We start from the raw sequence: 19,161 nt of genomic DNA, 5'->3' as shown, positions 1-19,161 counted from the left end.
GCCGTGGCCGGAGGCGGCTTGACGGACGTGGACCTCCCGCACACCGTGCGGGAGGTGCTGCCCGACCTGCTGCACGAGATCCGGTCGGTGCTCGGCGACCGGCTGGTGGGCCTGTATCTGTACGGGTCGGCGGTGAGCGGCGACTACGACGAGGGGGTCAGCGACATCGACCTGCTGGCAGCCGTCGCCGACGACCTGGGGCCCGGCACTCTGAGCTCGCTGGACGCCGGCCACCGCCGCTTCTGGGCCGGGCACCCGGATTTCCTCGACCGACTCGACATCCTCTATCTGCCTGCCGCGTCCCTCTCCCGTGAGCTGAGTGCCGTGGATGAACCGCCGGTTCTGGCCACGGTGTCACCCGGTTCACCGTTCCGGACGGGCCCTGCGGCGCAAGGCTGGATTCTGAACCGGCGGCTCGTTCACGACACGGGGATCACGCTCCACGGCCGTCCGGTGGAATCGGCGGTGGCCGGGGTGCCCGCGGGGCTGGTGCGCGAGGCCGTGGCCCGCGACGTGCTGTCGCTCCGTACCGGGGCTTCCCGGGTGACCCACCGGGGCGGACACGCCTACGTGGTCCTGACCGCCTGCCGGGCCCTGCTGACGCTGACGACGGCGAGGCAGGCGAGCAAGGCCGAAGCCGCGCGCCGGGTGCGTGCCCGGTGGCCGCGTTTCCGCCCGGTGATCGACGCCGCGCAGGAGTGGCGCCTGTCCCAGGCCGTACGCGATGAGACTCCGCTGCCGAGCGAACTCTCCACGCAACTGGCCGGTCTCCTCGATGCCGTATGCGCGGTCGCTGCGGACTGCGCGGGACCGGCGACCGGAGAAGGCGCCGTCCGACCGGCGTCCCCGGCCGCGGAGAGCGGCTCCGGTACCACCGGCCCGTCCTCCCCGGCGGTTGCTTTACCGACACCGGACCGGAGGCCAAGCCGCCGCGCCCCCGGCGATTGACGATCCGCAGGCACCCGATCCCCGCCGAGCCCCGCCGATCCGCGCCGGTTCCTCCGGTACGGGAAGAACCGGCGCGGGCCGCCGGCCGGGTCCGCGGATGCGAGGGCGATTCCCGGTCCCCGGCACCGACGAGACATACGCCCGCGCCCTGCGGGCCGACCCGCTCACCGCCCGGACCCGACCGCGCGCTTCCTGCGCGGTGGCGCGGTGACCTCGTCGGCCCGGGGCCGAACCGTCAGTGCGGGCCGGTCGTTCTACGCACGGCGAAGGCCGGAGCACGGCCGCGCGGGACGGCCGGAGCCCGGTTCAGGCCAGCCGCAAATCGATGAAGGGCACGCTGTCACCCGGCAGCAGATATCTGTCCACTTCGACGAATCCGTGCGCGTGCGCGAACCGCAGGCCGTCCACGTTGGAGGCCAGGACGACCGTCTCGACCAGGTCCGCGCCGAGCTTCCGCGCCTGCGCCAGCCCTTGTGCGAAGAGGTCCCCGCCGAACCCCTGCCGCCGGTGAGCGGGGAGCACCCGGGCGATCACGGTGGCCACCGACGCGTCGTTCGTGGGCGGACGCACCGTCGAGCAGCCCACGAGAACGTCCCCGAGATACGCGACCGCCAACCGGTTGCGCAGGACGCGCTCACGCACCTCGTCGAGGGACAACGCGGCGGTGGGGATGATCGCGTTGTGGACGTAGCGCCAGTCCTGAAGCATGGCGTCGCCGTCCACCGGCGCGATACGAAGATCGGTCATCGCAGCAGGAAACCGGGCGCATCGCGGGACGTCAACTGCGATAGCTTGCCGCGCTCCGTCGGTCTCTGCCTCGGCACCGGCAACGGACTCCGGCGGCAGAAGTAAGTCCGTTGCCGAGCGCAATCCGTGACGGATAGCGTCGCTCGCCATGACTCCCACGCTGCGCACCGACCGACTCTTGCTTGAGCCCTACGTACCCGCTGATGAGGACGGTTTCGTGGCGTTCTTCACGGATGCCCGGGTTTCCAGGTGGATGGGCGACGGGCCCTGGCCCGAGGCCGACTATCGCGCCACGTTCGCCCGGATCTTCGACCACGCCTACGCAAGCGACGGTTTCGACGTCTGGGTGGTGCGCCAGGACGGCCGCCTGGTGGGCCACGCGGAGATCAAGCCGGCGAAGGTCGTCGAGGGGCATGAGCTGATTTATGCCCTCGCACCCGAGATGTGGGGGCGCGGTCTCGGCACCGAGCTGGCGCGGGCGGTGGTCGCCCACGGCTTCGGAACGCTGAACCTGGAGCAGGTCCACGCGACCGTGGCGGAGCCGAATACCGCCTCGCTGACGGTCCTTCGCAGGCTCGGGTTTCGTCACCTCCGGGATATCGCCGAGGACGACGGGACCATCACTCGGGTGCTCTCCTGCGATCGGGGCGAGCAGCAGGCCCGGACGTAGCCGAGGCCGGTCGGCGCCGCCGGCGGACCATCTCCCCGCCCTCCCGCGGCATGCCTCACCCAGCCGCCGTCAGGCGGGAACCCGGCCGCCGTTACGCCGAGCCCCGGCCACCGTCAGGCCGGGATCCGGAACGTGTCCGAGCCGCCCAGTTCGGGGGCCAGCCAGCCGGGCGCCGCGGTGCGGAAGGCGTCCGGGGGCAGTGCGCCGGAGCCCTCCGGTACGAGGCCCAGGAGCGGGGCGCCCGCGGCGTCGGGCAGTTCGGCGAGGTTGCAGCGGGCGGCGAGACCGGGTGTGGCGGGCCAGCTGCCGATGACGATGCCGGGGCAGTCGAGTCCGTACGAGCGCAGGGCCAGGGCGGTCAGCGCCGTCGCGTTGAGGGTGCCCAGGCCGGGCTCGACGACCACTAGGACCGGGGCGCCGGCCAGCCGGGCGGCGTCGGCGAGGGTGTTGCCGTGCGCGTCGAAGCGTACGAGGAGCCCGCCCGCGCCCTCGACCAGCACCAGGTCGTGCGCGGCGGCCAGTTTGGCCGCGGTCTCGGCGATCTCCACGGGGCCGACCGGCGGCAGCCCGGCCCGCCGCGCCGCCGTCGCGGGCGCCAACGGCTCCGGATAGCGGGCCAGTTCCACCGCGGTGACCGGACCGGCCAGCCGCTCGACCTCCGCCGCGTCGCCCGTCTCGTGGGCGGTGACGCCGGTCTGCGCCGGTTTGAGTACGGCGACCGAGCGGCCCCGGCCGAGCGCCGCCGCGGCGATCGCGGCCGTGGTGACGGTCTTGCCGATCTCCGTGCCCGTGCCCGTCACGAACAGCACCGACATGGTGTTCCTCCGATGGTGGGTTGGATGACTTGCGGGATGGATGGATTGGGGGATGGGCGGCTTGGGGTGGCGCCCAGGCCGTGGTCCCGGCCGTGCGGCGGAGGCGACGGCTCAAGTGGCCTCCACCGCACGGGAGTTCAGCCCGCGCGGGCGGCGGCGCACACCGCGGCGCAGACGCGCGCCACGTCCTCGTCGCCGGTGATGTACGGCGGCATCGTGTAGAGGAGGTCCCGGAACGGGCGCAGCCATACACCCTCCCGGACCGCCGCCCGGGTCGCGGCCGCCAGGTCCACCTCGTGGTCGAGCTGGACGACGCCGATCGCACCCAGGACGCGTACCTCGCGTACCCCGGGGATGCGCTCCGCCGCCGCGAGGCCGGTGCGCAGTCCGGTCTCGATCCGCGCGACCTCGCGGGCCCAGTCCTGGGACAGCAGCAGGTCGATGGCGGCGCCGGCGACGGCGGTGGCGAGCGGATTGCCCATGAAGGTGGGGCCGTGCGCCAGCACCGGCAGCGCGCCGCGCGAGATGCCGTCCGCGACGGCCGTCGTGCACAGCGTCGCCCCCAGCGTCAGGTACCCGCCGGTCAGCGCCTTGCCCACGCACATCACATCCGGTGCGACACCGGCGTGTTCGGCCGCGAAGAGGGTGCCCGTACGGCCGAAGCCGGTCGCGATCTCGTCGAAGACGAGCAGCACGCCGTGCGCGTCGCACGCCTCCCGCAGCACCCGCAGATACCCGGGGGAGTGGAAGCGCATACCGCCCGCGCCCTGCACCACGGGCTCCACGATCACCGCCGCCAGCTCCTCGGCGTGGCGGGCGATCAGCTCGCGCAGATGCGCCGCGTACGCCGGGTCGGGTGCGGCGTCGAAGCCGGGCGGCGGCGCGTCCGCGAAGATCTGCCGGGGCAGCACGCCCTGCCACAGCTCGTGCATCCCGCCGTCCGGATCGCAGACGGACATCGGCTGCCAGGTGTCGCCGTGATAGCCGCCGCGCCACGTCAGCAGCCGTTGTTTACGGGGCTTTCCGGCCGAGCGCCAGTACTGGAGGCACATCTTGACGGCGACCTCGACGGAGACCGAACCGGAGTCGGCGAGGAAGACGTGCTGCAGCGGCTGCGGGGTGATGTCGACCAGCCGTTTCGCGAGCCGTACGGCGGGCTCGTGGGTGAGTCCGCCGAACATCACATGGCTCATCCGGTCCAGTTGCCCGTGCGCGGCCTCGTCGAGCACCGGGTGGCGGTAGCCGTGCACCGCCGACCACCACGACGACATCCCGTCCACCAGCTCGGTGCGGCCCTCGACCGGTTCGGCCAGCCGCAGCCGGACGCCGGACGCCGACTCGACCAGCAGCGGCTCGGTGCGGCCGGGCATCGGTCCGTACGGATGCCAGACGTGCTCCCGGTCGAGGGCGAGCAGTTCCCCGGGGGTGAGCGGCTCAGGCATTGGGCGGGAGGTCGGTGCCGGCGCCGCGGCGGCGGACCGCGACCAGACCCTGCCGGGTCGCCTCGTCCGGTGCGGGAGCGGGTACGGGGGGTGTGCCGGCGGGGTCGGCGGCCGGGGCCGCAGCGGCACCCGTGCGGTGCGGGGGGAGCGTGGTGGTGTCCGTGCCCTCGACCTCGAAACCGGCGTCGGCGATCATCGCCAGATCGTCCTTGCCTGCCTGCCCCTCGCTGGTCAGATAGTCGCCGAGGAAAAGGGAGTTGACCAGGTGCAGGGCGAGCGGCTGCATGCTGCGCAGATGGACCTCGCGGCCGCCGGCCAGCCGGACCTCGACGTCCGGGCAGACGAACCGGACCATCGCCAGGATACGCAGCGCGCGCTGCGGGGTGAGGTTCCACTCCTCGGCGAGCGGCGTGCCCTCGAACGGGATGAGGAAGTTGACCGGGACGGAGTCGGGGTCCAGCTCGCGCAGCGCGTAGACGACATCGACCAGATCCGCGTCGCTCTCGCCCATCCCGGCGATCAGCCCGGAGCAGGCCGACAGGCCCGCGGCCTGGGCCTGCTGGACGGTGGCGACCCGGTCGGCGAAGTCGTGGGTGGTGCAGATGTCGCCGTACGTGGCTTCCGAGGTGTTGAGGTTGTGGTTGTAGGCATCGGCGCCCGCCGCGTGCAGCCGGCCCGCCTGGCCGTCGGTGAGCAGTCCGAGGCAGGCGCACACCTCGACGCCCTCGTTCTGCTCCTTGATGGCGGAGATGGTCTCCGAGACGCGCTCCACATCCCTGTCGGTGGGACCGCGGCCACTGGCGACCAGGCAGACGCGCTTGGCGCCGCCGGCCACCCCGGCGGCGGCCGCCTCGGCGGCGTCACCGGGCTTGAGCCAGGTGTACTTGAGGATCTCCGCCTTCGAGCCCAGCCGCTGCGAGCAGTACGAGCAGTCCTCGGGGCACAGGCCCGACTTGAGGTTGACGAGGTAGTTGAGCTTGACCCGCCGCCCGAACCACTGACGGCGTACCTTTCCGGCCGCGGCCACGACATCGAGCAGTTCGTCATCGGACGTCGCCAGCACGGCGAGCGCCTCGTCACGGGACGGCACCTCGCGCCGTAGTCCCTTGTCCACCAATGTGTTCAGCAGGTCCATGGCGTTGATCCTGACGTACGCCACCGCCATCGGCCAAGGAGGATTCCTACAACGAGGTGCGTAAGGGGTGTGGGTATCGCCACAGTGTGGGTGGGCTGAACGACCGCTAACTTCTATCGACAGCCCACAATCGAGAAGGATGCCGATGCCGCAGGACCACGCCCCGTCGCCGCCCCGCGGCGCCTCGCCCGCGACGCTCGCCGACCCGCCCGCCGCGGCCTTCGACTGGATCGACGAGGCGTGCGCCGAGCGGCACCGCGCCGGGCTGGTCCGCACCCTGCGGCCGCGGCCGGCCGACTCCCCGCTGCTCGACCTGGCGAGCAACGACTACCTGGGGCTCGCCCGGCACCCCGAGGTGACACGGGGCGCCGCAGCGGCCGCCCACCGCTGGGGCGCGGGCGCGACGGGATCCCGGCTGGTCACCGGCAGCACCGAACTGCACGCCCGGCTGGAGCGCGAACTCGCCGCGTTCTGCGGCTTCGAGGCGGCCCTGGTGCTCTCCTCCGGCTACGCCGCGAACCTCGCCGCCGTCACCGCGCTCACCGCCCACGGCACCCTGGTCGTCTCGGACGCGGGCAACCACGCCTCCCTCATCGACGGCTGCCGGCTCTCCCGCGCCCGTACCGCCGTCGTCCCGCACGCCGCTCCGGCGGCCGTCCGCACCGCGCTGACCGGCCATGACGGGCGGGCGCTGGTGGTCACCGACGCGGTGTTCTCGGTCGACGGCGACGCCGCGCCGCTGCCGGCCCTCGCCGAGGTCTGCCGGGCCCACGGCGCCGGCCTCCTGGTCGACGACGCACACGGACTGGGGGTCCTGGGGGACGGCGGACGCGGGGCGCCCGCCGCCGCCGGGCTGGCCGGCCGCGGCGATGTGGTGGCCACCGTGACGCTCTCCAAGTCGCTCGGCAGCCAGGGCGGGGCGGTCCTGGGCCCGGCCCGGGTCATCGAGCATCTGGTCAACACGGCCCGGACGTTCATCTTCGACACCGGGCTCGCACCGGCCGCGGTAGGCGGCGCCCTCGCGGCGCTGCGGCTGCTGGGCCGCGAACCGCGGCGCGCCGCACGGGCGCGGGAGGTCGGCGCGGAACTGCACCGCCGGCTCGCGGCGGCGGGCCTCGCGGTGGTCCGGCCGGACGCCGCGGTGGTCTCCGTACGGGCCCCGTCGCCCGGACAGGCGCTCCGGTGGGCGGCGGACTGCCGGCGGGCCGGGCTCGCGGTCGGCTGCTTCCGCCCGCCGTCGGTGCCCGACGGGATCTCCCGGCTGCGGCTCACCGCCCGCGCGGATCTGACGCCGGCCCAGCTCGATACCGCGGTCGACGTGATCGTGGCGACCGCGCCGACGCCCTGAGCGAGATCCGTACGGACCGCGGGGCGCCGGCGCCGGGGCGTCAGCCGGCGGCCGGGACCGGGGCACCGGCCGTCATCGCGTGGTAGCAGGCGATCAGCGTGCGGGCCTGGACGTTGACGTAGTGCTCGTGCCGCACCAAGCCGCTCAGCTGGCCCGGGGTGACCCACACATAGCCGGGCGGCGGATCCAGCGGCGCCTCCTCCTCGGTCGCCTCGACGATCAGATAGCGGCTCTCCGCGTTGATGAAACGGCCGCCCTCCTCGGAGTGCAGGGCCTCGTACCGGATACGGGAGCGGTCGGCGCGCAGCACCAGGTCCAGGAACGGCGGGCGCTCCCCGGCCGGCAGATGGGCATAGTTGCCGGGCGTGTACTGCACGGTGGGCCCGAGCTCGACGGGCTTGACGAAACCGGCCTCCACCCGGGCGTGCATCAGCAGGTGCCCGACCCCGCCGATGGTCCGGGTCAAGAACGCGGTGACACCCGTGCCGACCGGCTCGAAGAGCGGCTGCGTCCAACTGGTCACCTCGCGGTTCCCGGCCTGCACCGACACCGCCACGACCCGGAAGTAGCGGCCCTCGTCGTGATCGATGGACATCCGGCCCCGCGTCCAGCCCGGTACCCGGGCCAGCGGGACGCACTCGGCCCGGACCCGGTTGCGGGCCCGCTCACCGGTGAACCACGACAGCAGCCGCGTATCGGAGTGCAGCGCCCCCGCCTCGTCGTGGTCGAGGGGCGCGCAGGCCAGGACCGTGCGGGAGTCCATGTTGACGACGTTGTCCCGCAGCAGCAGCTCGCCGATCTGGCCGAGCGTCAGCCAGCAGAAGTCGTCGTCCAGCGGAACGTCCGCCCGGGTTTCGACGATCATGTTGCGGTTGCTCTTGCGGAAGAACCACGAACCGTGTTCCGACTGGAGCGCGTCGGCCAGGACCCGCTCCGGGTCCGGCCGGACGAAATGCTCCAGATACTTCACATCCGCGCCCTTGTGGGCCTTGGTGTAGTTGCTGCGCGTCGCCTGGACGGTGGGGGACAGCTGCAACAGATTCCGGTTGCCCGGCTCCATCTTGGCCTGCATCAGGAAATGCAGCACCCCGTCGAACTCCTTGGCGAGGATGCCGAGGATGCCCACCTCGGGCTGTCTGATGACGGGCTGCTGCCATGCGGTGACCGGGCCGTCCGCCGCCGTGTCGACACGGAGCCCCTCCACCGTGAAGAAGCGCCCGCTGCTGTGCCCCAGATTCCCGGTCTCCCGCTCGAACGACCAGCCCCGCAACTCGTCGAAGGGGATGCGGTCCACCCGGAAGGCGTGCGCCGCGCCCCGCGCCGCGAGCCAGGCGGCGAAGTCCTCGGTGCGCAGCATCGCCCCCTGCCGGGCCCTGGCCGACCGGGACATCCGTACGGGAGTCGCGGTGTCCGCGCGCTCCGACAGCTTCATATCGACCCCTCAGCGGACTCGGTCGCGGACCTGGACGAGCTGTTCGAGATCGGCGGCGACGCGGGACGGTGCGGGCATCTCACCCATGGCCCGCCGCAGCTCCTCGGCCGCCTTGCGGTGACCCGGCTCCGTCACCACCGACTCCAGCGCCGCCCGCAGCCGCACCGGATCGTCCTGGTGCGCGGCACCGTCGAGAATGACGGCGGCCCCGGCGGCGGCCAGCTGCTCCCCGTACGCGAACTGGTCCGCCAGCTGCGGCAGGACGAGCTGCGGCAGACCGAAGGACGTCGCGGTCATGCCCGTGCCGGTACCGCCGTGGTGCACCACCGCGTCGCAGTCGGCGAAGAGCAGATGCAGCGGCACCGGATCGACCATCCGCACCCCGTCCGGCACCGGACCCACCGCCGCCCGGTGCACCTCGGGAACGGTCGCGACCGCCTCCACATCCGGCAGTCCCTCGAACGCCGCCAGGATGCGCCGCAGCAGCGGCACCCCGTTCAGCTCCAGCGTCATCGACCCCAGCGAGACGGCGACCCGCCGCACCGGTGACCCCGCCGGCCGCCGCTCGCGCAGCCACCCGGGCAGCTCACCGCTGCCGTTGAAGGGCACGTACCGGATCGGCCGGCCCGGTGCGAGCCCCGGCAGTTGGAGGCCCGGCGGGCACGGGTCGAGGACGACCGTGGGATCGGGCAGCTCCGCGAGCCCCAGCTCCGCGCAGTGCCGCCGCAGCGCCCGCCGGGCGCCGGCGAGGAACGGCCCGGACAGCGGATCGACCCCGTAGCGGTGATGCACGACCGGGATGCCCAGCGCCCCGCCCACGGCGAGGACATTGCACTCCAGCGCGTCGGAGACGAGCACATCGGGGCGGAACTCGCGGGCGAAGGCGACGTACTCGGGCAGTACGCGCTCGCTGTGGACCAGCCAGTTGGGCGGGAACTCGCTCAGCTGCTCCGCGGTCCAGCGGCCGATCACCTCCAGCGGCCGCTTGCCCGGCGGCAGCAGCCGGCGCAGCTCCTCGTCGGCGCGGAACCAGTCGCCGAGCGAGACGGCGTTCAGCCCGGCCTGCCGGGCCACCCCCAGCACATCCGGCTGCCCGGCCACCAGCAGCTCGTGGCCGGCGGCGCGCAGCGCCCACGCCAGCGGGACCAGCGGCATGAAATGGGTCGCGGCGGGGCTCGGGATCATCAGGACGCGCATGGGGTCTCCAGGTCGTGAGCGGGCGGACTCTGGTGCTTGCCGGCCGTCCACCAGCCGGGGTTGTCGCGGTACCAGGCGACCGTCTCCGCCAGGCCCTGCTCGAAGGGAACCCACGGGGTGTACCCCAGCTCCTCGCGGATCTTGCTCTCGTCGAGGGAGTAGCGCCGGTCGTGGCACTTGCGGTCGGCGACGTACCGGATCATGGAGTCGTCCGCACCGCAGAGCTCCAGCAGCCGTCGCGTCAGGTCGGCGTTGGTGCGCTCGTTGCCGCCGCCGATGTGGTAGACCTCCCCGGCCCGGCCGCCCGTCAGCACCAGCTGGATGCCCCGGCAGTGGTCGTCGACGTGCAGCCACTCGCGGACGTTGAGCCCGTCGCCGTAGAGCGGCACCGGCCGGCCCTCCAGCAGCTGGGTGACGAAGAGCGGGATGACCTTCTCGGGGTGCTGGTACGGCCCGTAGTTGTTGGAGCAGCGGGTGATCGACAGGTCCAGGCCGTGGGTCTTGACGTACGACCGGGCGATCAGGTCGGCGGCGGCCTTGGACGCGGCATAGGGGGAGTTGGGCTCCAGCGGGGACCGCTCGGTCCACGAGCCCTCGGCGATGGAGCCGTACACCTCGTCGGTGGAGACGTGCACGACGCGCGCGACGCCGCTGCGCAGACAGGCTTCGAGGAGGGTCTGGGTGCCGAAGACATTGGTCGTGACGAAGTCGGCGGCGGCCTCGATGGAGCGGTCGACATGCGATTCGGCGGCGAAGTGCACCACCGCGTCATGGCCGGGCAGCAGATCGAGGAGGAGCGGCAGATCGGTGACATCGCCGTGGACGAACGTCAGCCGGGGGTGGTGGTCGGGGAGATTGGCGCGGTTGCCCGCGTAGGTGAGCTTGTCCAGGACGGTGACCTGAGCGTCCTCGTAGCCGGGATAGCCGCCGGCGAGCAGGGTGCGGACGTAGTTCGAGCCGATGAACCCGGCGGCACCGGTGGCCAGCACCCTCATGCCGCCACCTCGATCCGGGCGTGGTCGCCGACGACCAGGCAGTGGTGGTCCGCGCCCTCGGCCCGCGCGTCCACGGTCGCCGCGCGGCCGATCAGCGAGCCGCGCAGGCCCCGGACCTGGGTCACGGTCGCGCCGTCCAGGGTGATCGAGTACTCGATCCGGGTGTCCCGCAGCACACAGTCGCGTCCGATCGCGGTGTGCGGACCGATATGGCAGTTCTCCACCACACTGCCCGCGCCGACGATCACCGGCCCTTCGATCCGGGAGCCGGCGACCCGGGCCCCGGCCCCGATGATCACCGGCCCGCGCAGCTCGCTCGCCGCGTCCACCTCGCCCGCCACGCCGGACACGATGTCGTCCAGCAGCTTGCGGTTGCACTCCAGCACATCCGCCACGCTGCCGGTGTCCTTCCAGTACCCGCCGTACTCGCCCGCCCGGACCACCGCGCCGGACGACACCAGCCACTGCACGGCGTCGGTGATCTCCAGTTCGCCCCGGGCGCTGGGTCCGATGGCGGCGACGGCCTCGTGGATGGCCGGGGTGAAGAAGTACACGCCGATCAGCGCGAGATCGCTGCGCGGCCGGGCGGGCTTCTCCACCAGGCGCAGCACCTCGCCGTCCGGGCCGAGTTCGGCCACCCCGTACGCGCTGGGATCCGCCACCTTGCGCACGAGGAGCTGGGCGGCCGGGCGGTGCGCGGCGAACTGCTCGGCGGTCTCCCTGATGCCGTCGGGCAGCATGTTGTCGCCGAGGTACATGACGAAGTCGTCGTCGGCGAGGAAGTCCCGCGCTATGGCGACCGTGTGCGCCAGACCGCGGGGCGCGTCCTGTTCGATGAACGTCAGCCGCAGCCCCAGCCGGGAACCGTCGCCGAGCGCCGCGGCGATCTGCGGCCCCCGGTCCCCGACGATCACCCCGACCTCGGTGACCCCCAGCTCCCGGATGTTCTCCAGCACATATTCCAGCACCGGCTTATTGGCAATGGGAATGAGCTGTTTGGGCATGGAATGGCTGAACGGCCGCAGACGGGTCCCCGACCCGCCCGCCAACACCAGGGCCTTCATGACAGTTCCTCTTCTCGCCTCGCGGACGGGCATCGCAGGTCACCGCTCGCGCAGCCGTGCATAGTGCGCGAGACACTCGTCGTACGTCGGCAGCAGCCCCGCGGCGATTGCCTCGGCCGCATTCGGCGCGGCCGCGTCCTTGTCGGACATCACCGGGTCGCAGGTGAGATTCCAGGGAATTCCCAGCTGCGGATCCAGCGCATTGACGTCGATCATCGTGCCGGGCACATACTCCGTGGAGCAGAGGTAGTTCATGCACACGTCGTCGGTCAGCGCGAGAAACGCATGGCCGAGTCCGTCGGCCATGTACACCGAGACCCCCGACTCCTCGTCCTGGTGCGTGATCTCGAACTCCCCGAACGTGGGGGAGCCGACCCGCAGATCCACCGCCACGTCGAGCACCGCGCCCCGGACGCACGTCACGAGCTTCGCCTGCCCCGGCGGCAGGCTCGTCGCATGGATACCGCGCAGCGTCCCGCGCCGCGACACCGAATAGTTGGCCTGCCCGATCCGGAAGGGATAGCCGATGGCCTCGGTCAGCGCGGCCGAGCGGAACGCCTCGTAGAAGGAGCCCCGCCGATCGGGAATCTTCCGCGGGGTGATGCGGAACGCGTTCGGGATTTTCAGCTCGGACACGTCGAATTGCTGGTCGGGACGCAACGGATACTCCTGTCACCTGTCCGCGTAGACCGCTTGACGGGCCATGTCGTCGATCAGTCCGACCAGCCGCACGGAGGCGTCCAGTTCGGAACCGGTTCCCGCGTCATGGACCACCGCGCCCACGAAATCCTCGATGATGCGGGCGAATTGGTCGTCGGCCGGCAGCACGATCTCCTCACGGTGGTCCTGACGCTCCACCCGGACGACGGGCTGCCACGATGCGGGCGGCGTGAAAACGCGGTCCAGGCTCAGCCGGCCGGTACTGCCCAGAATCTCGTAATCGGTGCGGTACGAATGCTCCATACCGAACGAGAGCTGTGCCGGAATTCCCGACGGAGTGGTCAGCAGCACGCTGCCCGACAGCACGGCGCCCTGCCGGCGGCGCAGCGTCGCGCCCACCACCGTCAGCTCCGGCCCCAGGAAGTACAGGGCTGCGCGGAGCGGATAGACCGCGACGTCGAGGAGCGCGCCGCCGCCCACCTCGGGCTGATAGCGGATATCGCCGTCCGGCTTCGGCGGGATGGTGAACGCGCTCCGGAAACCGCGCAGTTCACCGATCGCGCCGTCGGCGACCAGGTCCGCGACCCGGGCGTGCTGCGAGTGGTGCAGGAACATGGCGTTCTCCCGCAGCACCAGACCGCGCTCACGCGCGAGGCGGACGAGGGCCTCGCTCTCGGCGCGGGAGGCCGACAGGGGCTTCTCGGCGAAGACGTGCTTGCCCGCCTCCAGGGCGCGGGTGACCCACGGCGCGAGCAGCATCGCGGGCAGCGGTACGTACACCGCGTCGATGTCGGGGCGGGCGAGCAGCGCGTCGTAGCCGTGCACCGCCGCGCAGCCGAACCGGTCCGCGAAGCGCTGCGCCTTCTGCGGGGTGCGGCTCGCGATGGCGACCGGTGTCGCGTCCGGGTTCGCGCAGAGCGCCGGGAGCGTGCGGCGCCAGGCGATGTCGGCGCAGCCGAGCACGCCGAAGCGCACCGGGGTCCGGGAATCCGGCGGCGTCATGGGGTGGTCCTCCGTACCTCGTCGGGCAGGTCCTCTGCGATGACCCGCTCGATGTTGCGCTCGGCGAGCGCGGTGATCGTCACGAACGGGTTGACACCGACCGACCCGGGGACGAGCGAGCCGTCGGTGACGTACAGGTTGCGGTATCCGGACACCCGGCCGTAGAGGTCGGTGGCTTCGCCGAGCACACAGCCGCCGAGCGGGTGGTAGCAGAAGTCGTCGGCGAAGTTGCGGGTGTCGCCGAACAGGTCGTAGCGGTAGATCGTCGTGTTGGCCCGGTTGATCCGGTCGAAGAGCGAACGGGCGGCGTCCACGGCCGGGGTGTTCTGGTCCCGGGTCCAGTCGAGCCCGAGCCGGTCGGTGGCCTTGTCGTAGGTGAAGCTGCCGCGTTCGGGATTCTTGGTGATCGCCAGATAGAGGCTGACCCAGGTCTCCAGCCCCGCCGGCATGGGGGCTATCTCCGCATACACGGGGTGGGTGGGGTTGGCCCGGTCGTCGATGGCGAGCGTGGGGATGGACGACTGTCTGCTGCCGGTGGGGTCCCAGAGGTGGTTGGCGCGGGCGGTCATGATGTTGCCGTTGGTGCCCCAGCCGGTGCCGAGCCGGGCGCTCAGATCGGGCAGGGCGCCGGTCTCCCGGGCCCGCAGCAGCAGTTCGGTGGTGCCGAGGCTGCCCGCGCCGAGGAAGAGCGAGCGGCAGCCGATCTCGGTGCGCTCCAGCACGGCGCCGAACGGGTCGCTCCGTTCGACCGACAGGACATAGCTTCCGTCGCTCTCCCGGCGGATGGACGTGACCCGCGAAAGCGTCTGGATGGTGACCTTGCCGGTGCCCAGGGCCGCCGCCAGATACGTCTTGTCCAGGCTGTTCTTGCCGCCGTTGTTGCCGTAGATGACCTCCGAGTCCAGCGCGGACTTCGGTACGGTCCCGGCTGCTTCGCGCTGCATATGGCCGAAGTCGTAGACATTCGGCACGAATGAGGTGCCGATACCGGCCCGCCCGGCGGCGGTCCGCGACACCCGGGCGAACTGGTAGTAGTCCGTGCTTTCGAAGAAATCGGTGGGAATGCTGTTGACCTTCAGCATCGCATTGGCCCGCGGGAAATAGCGGTCGTACATCTGCCCGGCGTCGACGCGCGGCAGCACTTCCTCGAAATACGAGCGCAGCGGGGTCACCGCCATCCCGCCGTTCACCAGCGAACCGCCGCCCACGCCCCGCCCGACGTAGACCGACATCTCACGGAACCGGACCTTGTCCAGCACGCCCGCGTACGACTCGATGTCGCGGTTCACCACGTCCAGCCAGAGGAAGCTGCCCAGGGGTGCCTCGGTCCGTGTCCGGAACCATGTGGAGCGGCGGTCCGGGTTGGTCATCTTGCAGAAGACCTTGCCGTCCGGGCCCGCCTGGTTCCAGAGCTGGCCCATCTCCAGCATCAGTGTGGACACGCCGGCCTCGGCCAGCCGGAGCGCCGAGACGGCCGCGCCGTACCCGGTGCCGACGACGATGGCGGGCACGAAGGAGCGGCTGCCGTCGCGCGGCGCCTGGCCCCGCACCGCCGCGTGCGCCGCGGTGACCGTGGTGGCTCCGGCGGCCGCGGCCGCGCTCAGCGTCGCCATACCGAGGAAACGCCGCCGGGAAAGTGTCGAATGCGCTGACACGCTGAATTGCACCAAGCCTTTCGGTCGGGCAGGGAGGGGAACGAGGCGATACGGACACGGAGAATGTTTTCGCTGCACGCTATCCAGCGGAACGCTAGGAATTTCCTTATAACGTGTCCGGGCGCCCGGCCGAATGCGCGGCCCCGGCCGCCGGCTCCTTGAGCGCCGCGTACAGGCGCGCATATGTTCCGCCGTTGTCCAACAGTTCGCTGTGCGTGCCCTGTTCGGCGATCCCCCCGGATTCCATGACCACGATGACATCGGCGTCGCGGATGGTGGACAGCCGGTGCGCGATGACGAAACTCGTCCGCCCCGCGCGCAGCGAACCCAGCGCACGCTGGATGAGCACCTCGGTACGGGTGTCGACCGCGCTCGTCGCCTCGTCCAGCACCAGGATCGCGGGATCGGTGAGGAACGCCCGTGCCACGGTGATCAGTTGCCGCTCACCGGCGCTGGCGTTCGAGCCCTCGTCGTCCAGCACGGTGTCGTACCCGTCCGGCAGCGTCCGCACGAACCGGTCCACGCAGGTGGCGCGCGCCGCGGCCACGATCTCCTCGCGGGTGGCGCCGGGGCGGCCGTACGCGATGTTCTCGGCGATGGTGCCGCCGAACAGCCAGGCGTCCTGGAGCACCAGCCCGAACTGCGCGCGCACCTCCTCGCGCGTCATCAGCGCGGTGTCCGTGCCGTCCAGCAGGATGCGGCCGCCGGTCGGCTCGTAGAACCGCATGAGGAGGTTGCCCACCGTGGTCTTGCCCGCCCCGGTCGGTCCGACGATCGCCACCGTGCTGCCGGGCGCGACGGTGAGCGACAGGTCCTCGATCAAGGGCGTGCCGGGGGAGTACCGGAACGACACCCGCGCGAACTCCACCTGGCCGCGCACCCGCGCGGGCCGCACCGGCGCCCGCGGATCCGGCCGCTGCTCGTCCGCGTCGAGCAGCGCGAAGACCCGCTCGGCGGACGCCACTGCGGACTGCAGCCGGCCCGCGATGCTCGCCACCTCGACGATCGGCTGGCTGAACTGCCGCGAGTAGAGGATGAACGCCTGGACGTCCCCGAGGGACAGCGCGCCGCTCAGGACCCGCAGTGCGCCGACGACCGCCACGGCGATATAGCCGAGAGCGGCCACGAACGTCATCGCCGGTTCGATGGCGCCGGACGCGAACTGCGCCTTGACACCGGCCGCGAACACGGCGTCGTTGTGCTCGTCGAAACCGCGCTCGGCCAATTCGCGCCGGCCGAACCCCTTCACCAGCGCGTGCCCGCCGTACATCTCCTCCACATGCGCGCTGAGCGAACCGGTGGCGGCCCACTGTTCGGCGTACCGCGGCTGGGCCCGCCGGGCGATCCACGCGGCCAGCAGCGCCGACACCGGCACGCTCGCCAGCATGACGAGCGCCAGCAACGGCGAGATCACCACCATCAGGACCAGCATGCTCAGGATGGAGAACACCAGGATGATCAGCTGGCCGAGCGTCTGCTGGAGGATCTGCTGGAGGTTGTCGACGTCATTGGTCACCCGGCTCAGCAGTTCGCCCGCGGGATGCCGGTCGAAGTAACTCAGCGGCAGCCGCGCGAGTTTCGCCTCGACCCGCTCGCGCAGCTCGAAGACGACGCGCTGGACGACGGTCGCGGCCAGCCGGCCCTGGAGCAGGGTGCACAGCGACGCGGCGAGATACAGCGCGAGGGTGATCAGCAGCAGCCGGCCGACCCCGCCGAAGTCGATACCCCGGCCGGGCACCACGTCGACCGTCGAGAACACCCGGGCGAGCGTGTCATGGCCCTCGGCGTGCAGCCGGGCCAGCGCCTCCTGCCGGGTCGTACCGGCGGGCAGCTGCCGGCCGGCGACCCCGGCGAAGATCAGGTCCGTGGCCTGGCCCAGGAGCTTCGGACCGAGGGCGCTGAGCGCGACCCCGGCGATCCCGAGCACGAGCAGTACGGCGACCCGCGGCCGGTGGGGCCGCAGCAGGCCCAGCAGCCGGCGGCCCGTCCCGGGAGCGGTGTCCGGGCCGGTGGCCCGCGGGCGGTTACGGCTGTTCGGCCAGCGCATCGGCGGCCTCCTCGGCGCTGAACCGGTGGACCGGGGACGGCCCCGCGGGCTGTACGGGCCGCGTCGGCGGGGAGAGTTGGGACCGGGCGATCTCCTGGTAGGCCGGGCAGTCGCGCAGCAGCGCGTCATGGGTGCCGTGGCCCACGATCCGGCCCTCGTCCAGGACCACGATGCGGTCGGCGTGCCGGACCGCGGCGACCCGCTGGGCGATGGTGACGACGGTCGCGCCGGCCAGCTCGGGCGCGAGGGCGGCCCGCAGCGCCGCGTCCGTGGCGTAGTCGAGGGCCGAGAAGCAGTCGTCGAACAGATAGATCCGGGGTCTGCGCAGCAGCGTGCGCGCGATGGCCAGACGCTGCCGCTGCCCGCCCGACAGATTCGTACCGCCCTGCGCGACCGGCGCGCCGAGGCCGTCGGGCAGCCGCTCGACGAAGTCCCGCGCCTGCACGGTCTCCAGCGCGCGCCACAGCTCCTCGTCGGTGGCCGCCGGATTCCCGAAGCGCAGATTCGACGCGATCGTGCCGGAAAAGAGCTGAGACCGCTGCGGTACGAAGCCGACCGTGCGGAAAAGCACTTCGGTATCCCATTCCCGGACGTCCGCGCCGCCCACCCGAACGGCGCCGGCCGTGACATCGAACTGCCGGAGCACGAGATTGAGCAGCGTCGTCTTACCGCTTCCGGTACTGCCGAGAATGGCCACCTGTTCACCCGGGCGTACCGTGAGATCGATGTCCCGCAACACCGGTTCCTGCGCGTCGGGATACCGGAACTCCGCGGCACTCAATTCGAGTCCGGTACCGGTATCCGGCCGGGCTCCGGATACTGGTGGCGGAACGCTCGGCGCGGTGCCGAGGACTTCCTGGATACGGCCGGCGGAGACCCTGGCCCGCGGTACCGACAGGAATACGAACGTCACCATCACGACCGACATGAGGATCAGGCTCAGATAGCCGAGAAAGGCACTCAGCGCACCCACCTGCATGGCACCCGATCCGATGCGGCCGGCGCCGAACCAGACCACCGCCACCCCGAACACGTTCAGCACCAGCAGCACGACCGGGAACATCGTCGCGATCTGCCGGCCGACCCGCAGGGAGATCCCGTTCAGCTCGGAGTTCAGCTCCCCGAACCGTTCGCGTTCGCGAGTGTCCTGGACGAAGGCGCGCACCACCCGGACCCCGGTGATCTGCTCGCGCAGCACCCGGCCCAGCCCGTCGAGCCGGGTCTGCATCAGCGCGTACCACGGGCTCATCCGGGACAGCAGAACACCGAAGACCGCAGCGAGCACCACCACGAGAGCCACCAGGCACAAGGACAGCGGCACATCCTGACGCAACGCCAGCACCAGGCTCCCGACGCACATCAGCGGCGCCGGGACCACCACCCCGAACGCCGAGACCACCAGCATCTGCACCTGCTGGACATCGTTGACGGTCCTGGTCAGCAGCGACGGTGTGCCGAACCGCCCGACGTCGTGCGCGGCGAAATCCAGCACCCGGCGGAAGACCGCGGAGCGCACATCGCGGCCGAGCGCCATCGCCGTACGGGAGGCGAGCAGCGCCGCGGCGAGCGAACAGCAGACCTGCACGAGCGCCACCGCCAGCATCACCGCGCCGGTACGCCGGACGGAGTCCGCCTCGCCCTTGACCACACCGTCGTCGATGAGGGCGGCACCGAGCGTCGGCAGCGCCAGCGCCGCCAGGATCTGCACCAGTTGCAGCAGTAACAGCAGGGCGACGGTGCGGGCGTAGGGCCGCAGGCGGACGCGCAGGAGTGTGATCAGCACCGTGATTCTCCGGACGGCAGGGTCGGCCGGCCGCCGACCTACCCAGTCCAGCGCACCGGGCACGCGAGAATCACTAGTCTTCCGCGGCCCCGGACCACGGTCCGGGCTGCTCAACTCGTGAATTCCCTAGTGTGCAGGGGTTTTCTTGACACCCGCCGACGGGGGCTGCGAGCGTGCCGTCCATATTGGCCGGACAGGCGGCATATCTCGGTGCCAAGGTC

The 19,161-nt window shown here is 71.7% G+C and carries 16 protein-coding genes; 3 read left to right on the top strand and 13 right to left on the bottom strand.

Features of this window, described 5'->3' with window-relative positions; translation table 11 throughout:
- Positions 1–27 precede the first annotated feature (27 nt).
- Positions 28–948 carry a nucleotidyltransferase domain-containing protein gene (locus IH09_RS03590; protein ID WP_318279389.1) on the top strand — a complete coding sequence of 307 codons (921 nt, stop codon included), beginning with the start codon at positions 28–30 and terminating at the stop codon, positions 946–948.
- A gap of 306 nt (positions 949–1,254) precedes the next feature.
- Here IH09_RS03590 and IH09_RS03585 read toward each other — a convergent pair whose 3' ends face one another.
- Positions 1,255–1,695 (bottom strand): GNAT family N-acetyltransferase, encoded by a 441-nt coding sequence (locus IH09_RS03585; protein ID WP_052853867.1) that lies wholly within the window; start codon positions 1,693–1,695, stop codon positions 1,255–1,257.
- 148 nt (positions 1,696–1,843) lie between these two features.
- On the opposite strand from IH09_RS03585, the gene IH09_RS03580 reads away from it, so the two are divergent.
- Entirely contained in the window at positions 1,844–2,365 is a 522-nt protein-coding gene (locus IH09_RS03580; protein WP_052853865.1) for a GNAT family N-acetyltransferase, read from the top strand.
- A 113-nt stretch (positions 2,366–2,478) separates the two neighbouring features.
- Here IH09_RS03580 and bioD read toward each other — a convergent pair whose 3' ends face one another.
- From bioD to bioB, 3 genes are all read right to left on the bottom strand, one after another.
- Positions 2,479–3,180 carry a dethiobiotin synthase gene (gene bioD, locus IH09_RS03575; protein ID WP_052853863.1) on the bottom strand — a complete coding sequence of 234 codons (702 nt, stop codon included), beginning with the start codon at positions 3,178–3,180 and terminating at the stop codon, positions 2,479–2,481.
- A 137-nt stretch (positions 3,181–3,317) separates the two neighbouring features.
- Positions 3,318–4,622, bottom strand: coding sequence for an adenosylmethionine--8-amino-7-oxononanoate transaminase (locus tag IH09_RS03570; RefSeq protein WP_052853862.1), 1,305 nt, complete (start codon positions 4,620–4,622; stop codon positions 3,318–3,320).
- Positions 4,615–5,757 (bottom strand): biotin synthase BioB, encoded by a 1,143-nt coding sequence (gene bioB / locus IH09_RS03565; RefSeq protein WP_052854437.1) that lies wholly within the window; start codon positions 5,755–5,757, stop codon positions 4,615–4,617. Before bioB ends, IH09_RS03570 begins: the two co-directional genes overlap by 8 nt.
- A 145-nt stretch (positions 5,758–5,902) precedes the next feature.
- Here bioB and IH09_RS03560 point away from each other — a divergent pair, with 145 nt between their 5' ends.
- The gene (locus tag IH09_RS03560; RefSeq protein WP_110952046.1) at positions 5,903–7,105 is read left to right on the top strand and encodes an 8-amino-7-oxononanoate synthase; all 1,203 of its coding nucleotides are present in this window, start codon (positions 5,903–5,905) and stop codon (positions 7,103–7,105) included.
- A gap of 40 nt (positions 7,106–7,145) precedes the next feature.
- On the opposite strand, the gene IH09_RS03555 is transcribed toward IH09_RS03560, so the two are convergent.
- The 9 genes from IH09_RS03555 to IH09_RS03515 form a co-directional block, all read right to left on the bottom strand.
- Positions 7,146–8,537 carry an NDP-hexose 2,3-dehydratase family protein gene (locus IH09_RS03555; protein ID WP_052853861.1) on the bottom strand — a complete coding sequence of 464 codons (1,392 nt, stop codon included), beginning with the start codon at positions 8,535–8,537 and terminating at the stop codon, positions 7,146–7,148.
- Positions 8,538–8,546: 9 nt separating this feature from the next.
- On the bottom strand, positions 8,547–9,734 hold the full coding sequence (locus IH09_RS03550; RefSeq protein ID WP_052853857.1) for a nucleotide disphospho-sugar-binding domain-containing protein: 1,188 nt from the start codon (positions 9,732–9,734) through the stop codon (positions 8,547–8,549).
- Positions 9,722–10,729 (bottom strand): dTDP-glucose 4,6-dehydratase, encoded by a 1,008-nt coding sequence (gene rfbB / locus IH09_RS03545; protein WP_052853855.1) that lies wholly within the window; start codon positions 10,727–10,729, stop codon positions 9,722–9,724. Before rfbB ends, IH09_RS03550 begins: the two co-directional genes overlap by 13 nt.
- Positions 10,726–11,793 (bottom strand): glucose-1-phosphate thymidylyltransferase, encoded by a 1,068-nt coding sequence (locus IH09_RS03540; RefSeq protein WP_052853853.1) that lies wholly within the window; start codon positions 11,791–11,793, stop codon positions 10,726–10,728. Before IH09_RS03540 ends, rfbB begins: the two co-directional genes overlap by 4 nt.
- Positions 11,794–11,832: 39 nt before the next feature.
- A complete protein-coding gene (locus IH09_RS03535; RefSeq protein ID WP_240150905.1) occupies positions 11,833–12,453 on the bottom strand; it encodes a dTDP-4-dehydrorhamnose 3,5-epimerase family protein in 621 nt (206 codons plus the stop codon).
- A gap of 12 nt (positions 12,454–12,465) precedes the next feature.
- A complete protein-coding gene (locus IH09_RS03530; protein ID WP_052853851.1) occupies positions 12,466–13,455 on the bottom strand; it encodes a Gfo/Idh/MocA family protein in 990 nt (329 codons plus the stop codon).
- Positions 13,452–15,068: a GMC oxidoreductase gene (locus tag IH09_RS03525; RefSeq protein ID WP_052853849.1), complete on the bottom strand. Its 1,617-nt coding sequence runs from the start codon at positions 15,066–15,068 to the stop codon at positions 13,452–13,454. The genes IH09_RS03530 and IH09_RS03525 overlap by 4 nt, the downstream gene beginning before the upstream one ends.
- A 148-nt stretch (positions 15,069–15,216) precedes the next feature.
- Positions 15,217–17,157 (bottom strand): ABC transporter ATP-binding protein, encoded by a 1,941-nt coding sequence (locus IH09_RS03520; protein WP_052853847.1) that lies wholly within the window; start codon positions 17,155–17,157, stop codon positions 15,217–15,219.
- Positions 17,135–18,940 carry an ABC transporter transmembrane domain-containing protein gene (locus tag IH09_RS03515; RefSeq protein WP_110952045.1) on the bottom strand — a complete coding sequence of 602 codons (1,806 nt, stop codon included), beginning with the start codon at positions 18,938–18,940 and terminating at the stop codon, positions 17,135–17,137. Before IH09_RS03515 ends, IH09_RS03520 begins: the two co-directional genes overlap by 23 nt.
- Positions 18,941–19,161 lie beyond the last annotated feature (221 nt).

The sequence above is a fragment of the Streptomyces celluloflavus genome (genome assembly GCA_000720995.1).
Classification (GTDB): domain Bacteria; phylum Actinomycetota; class Actinomycetes; order Streptomycetales; family Streptomycetaceae; genus Streptomyces; species Streptomyces celluloflavus.
This window is presented reverse-complemented; position numbering and strand designations above follow the sequence as displayed.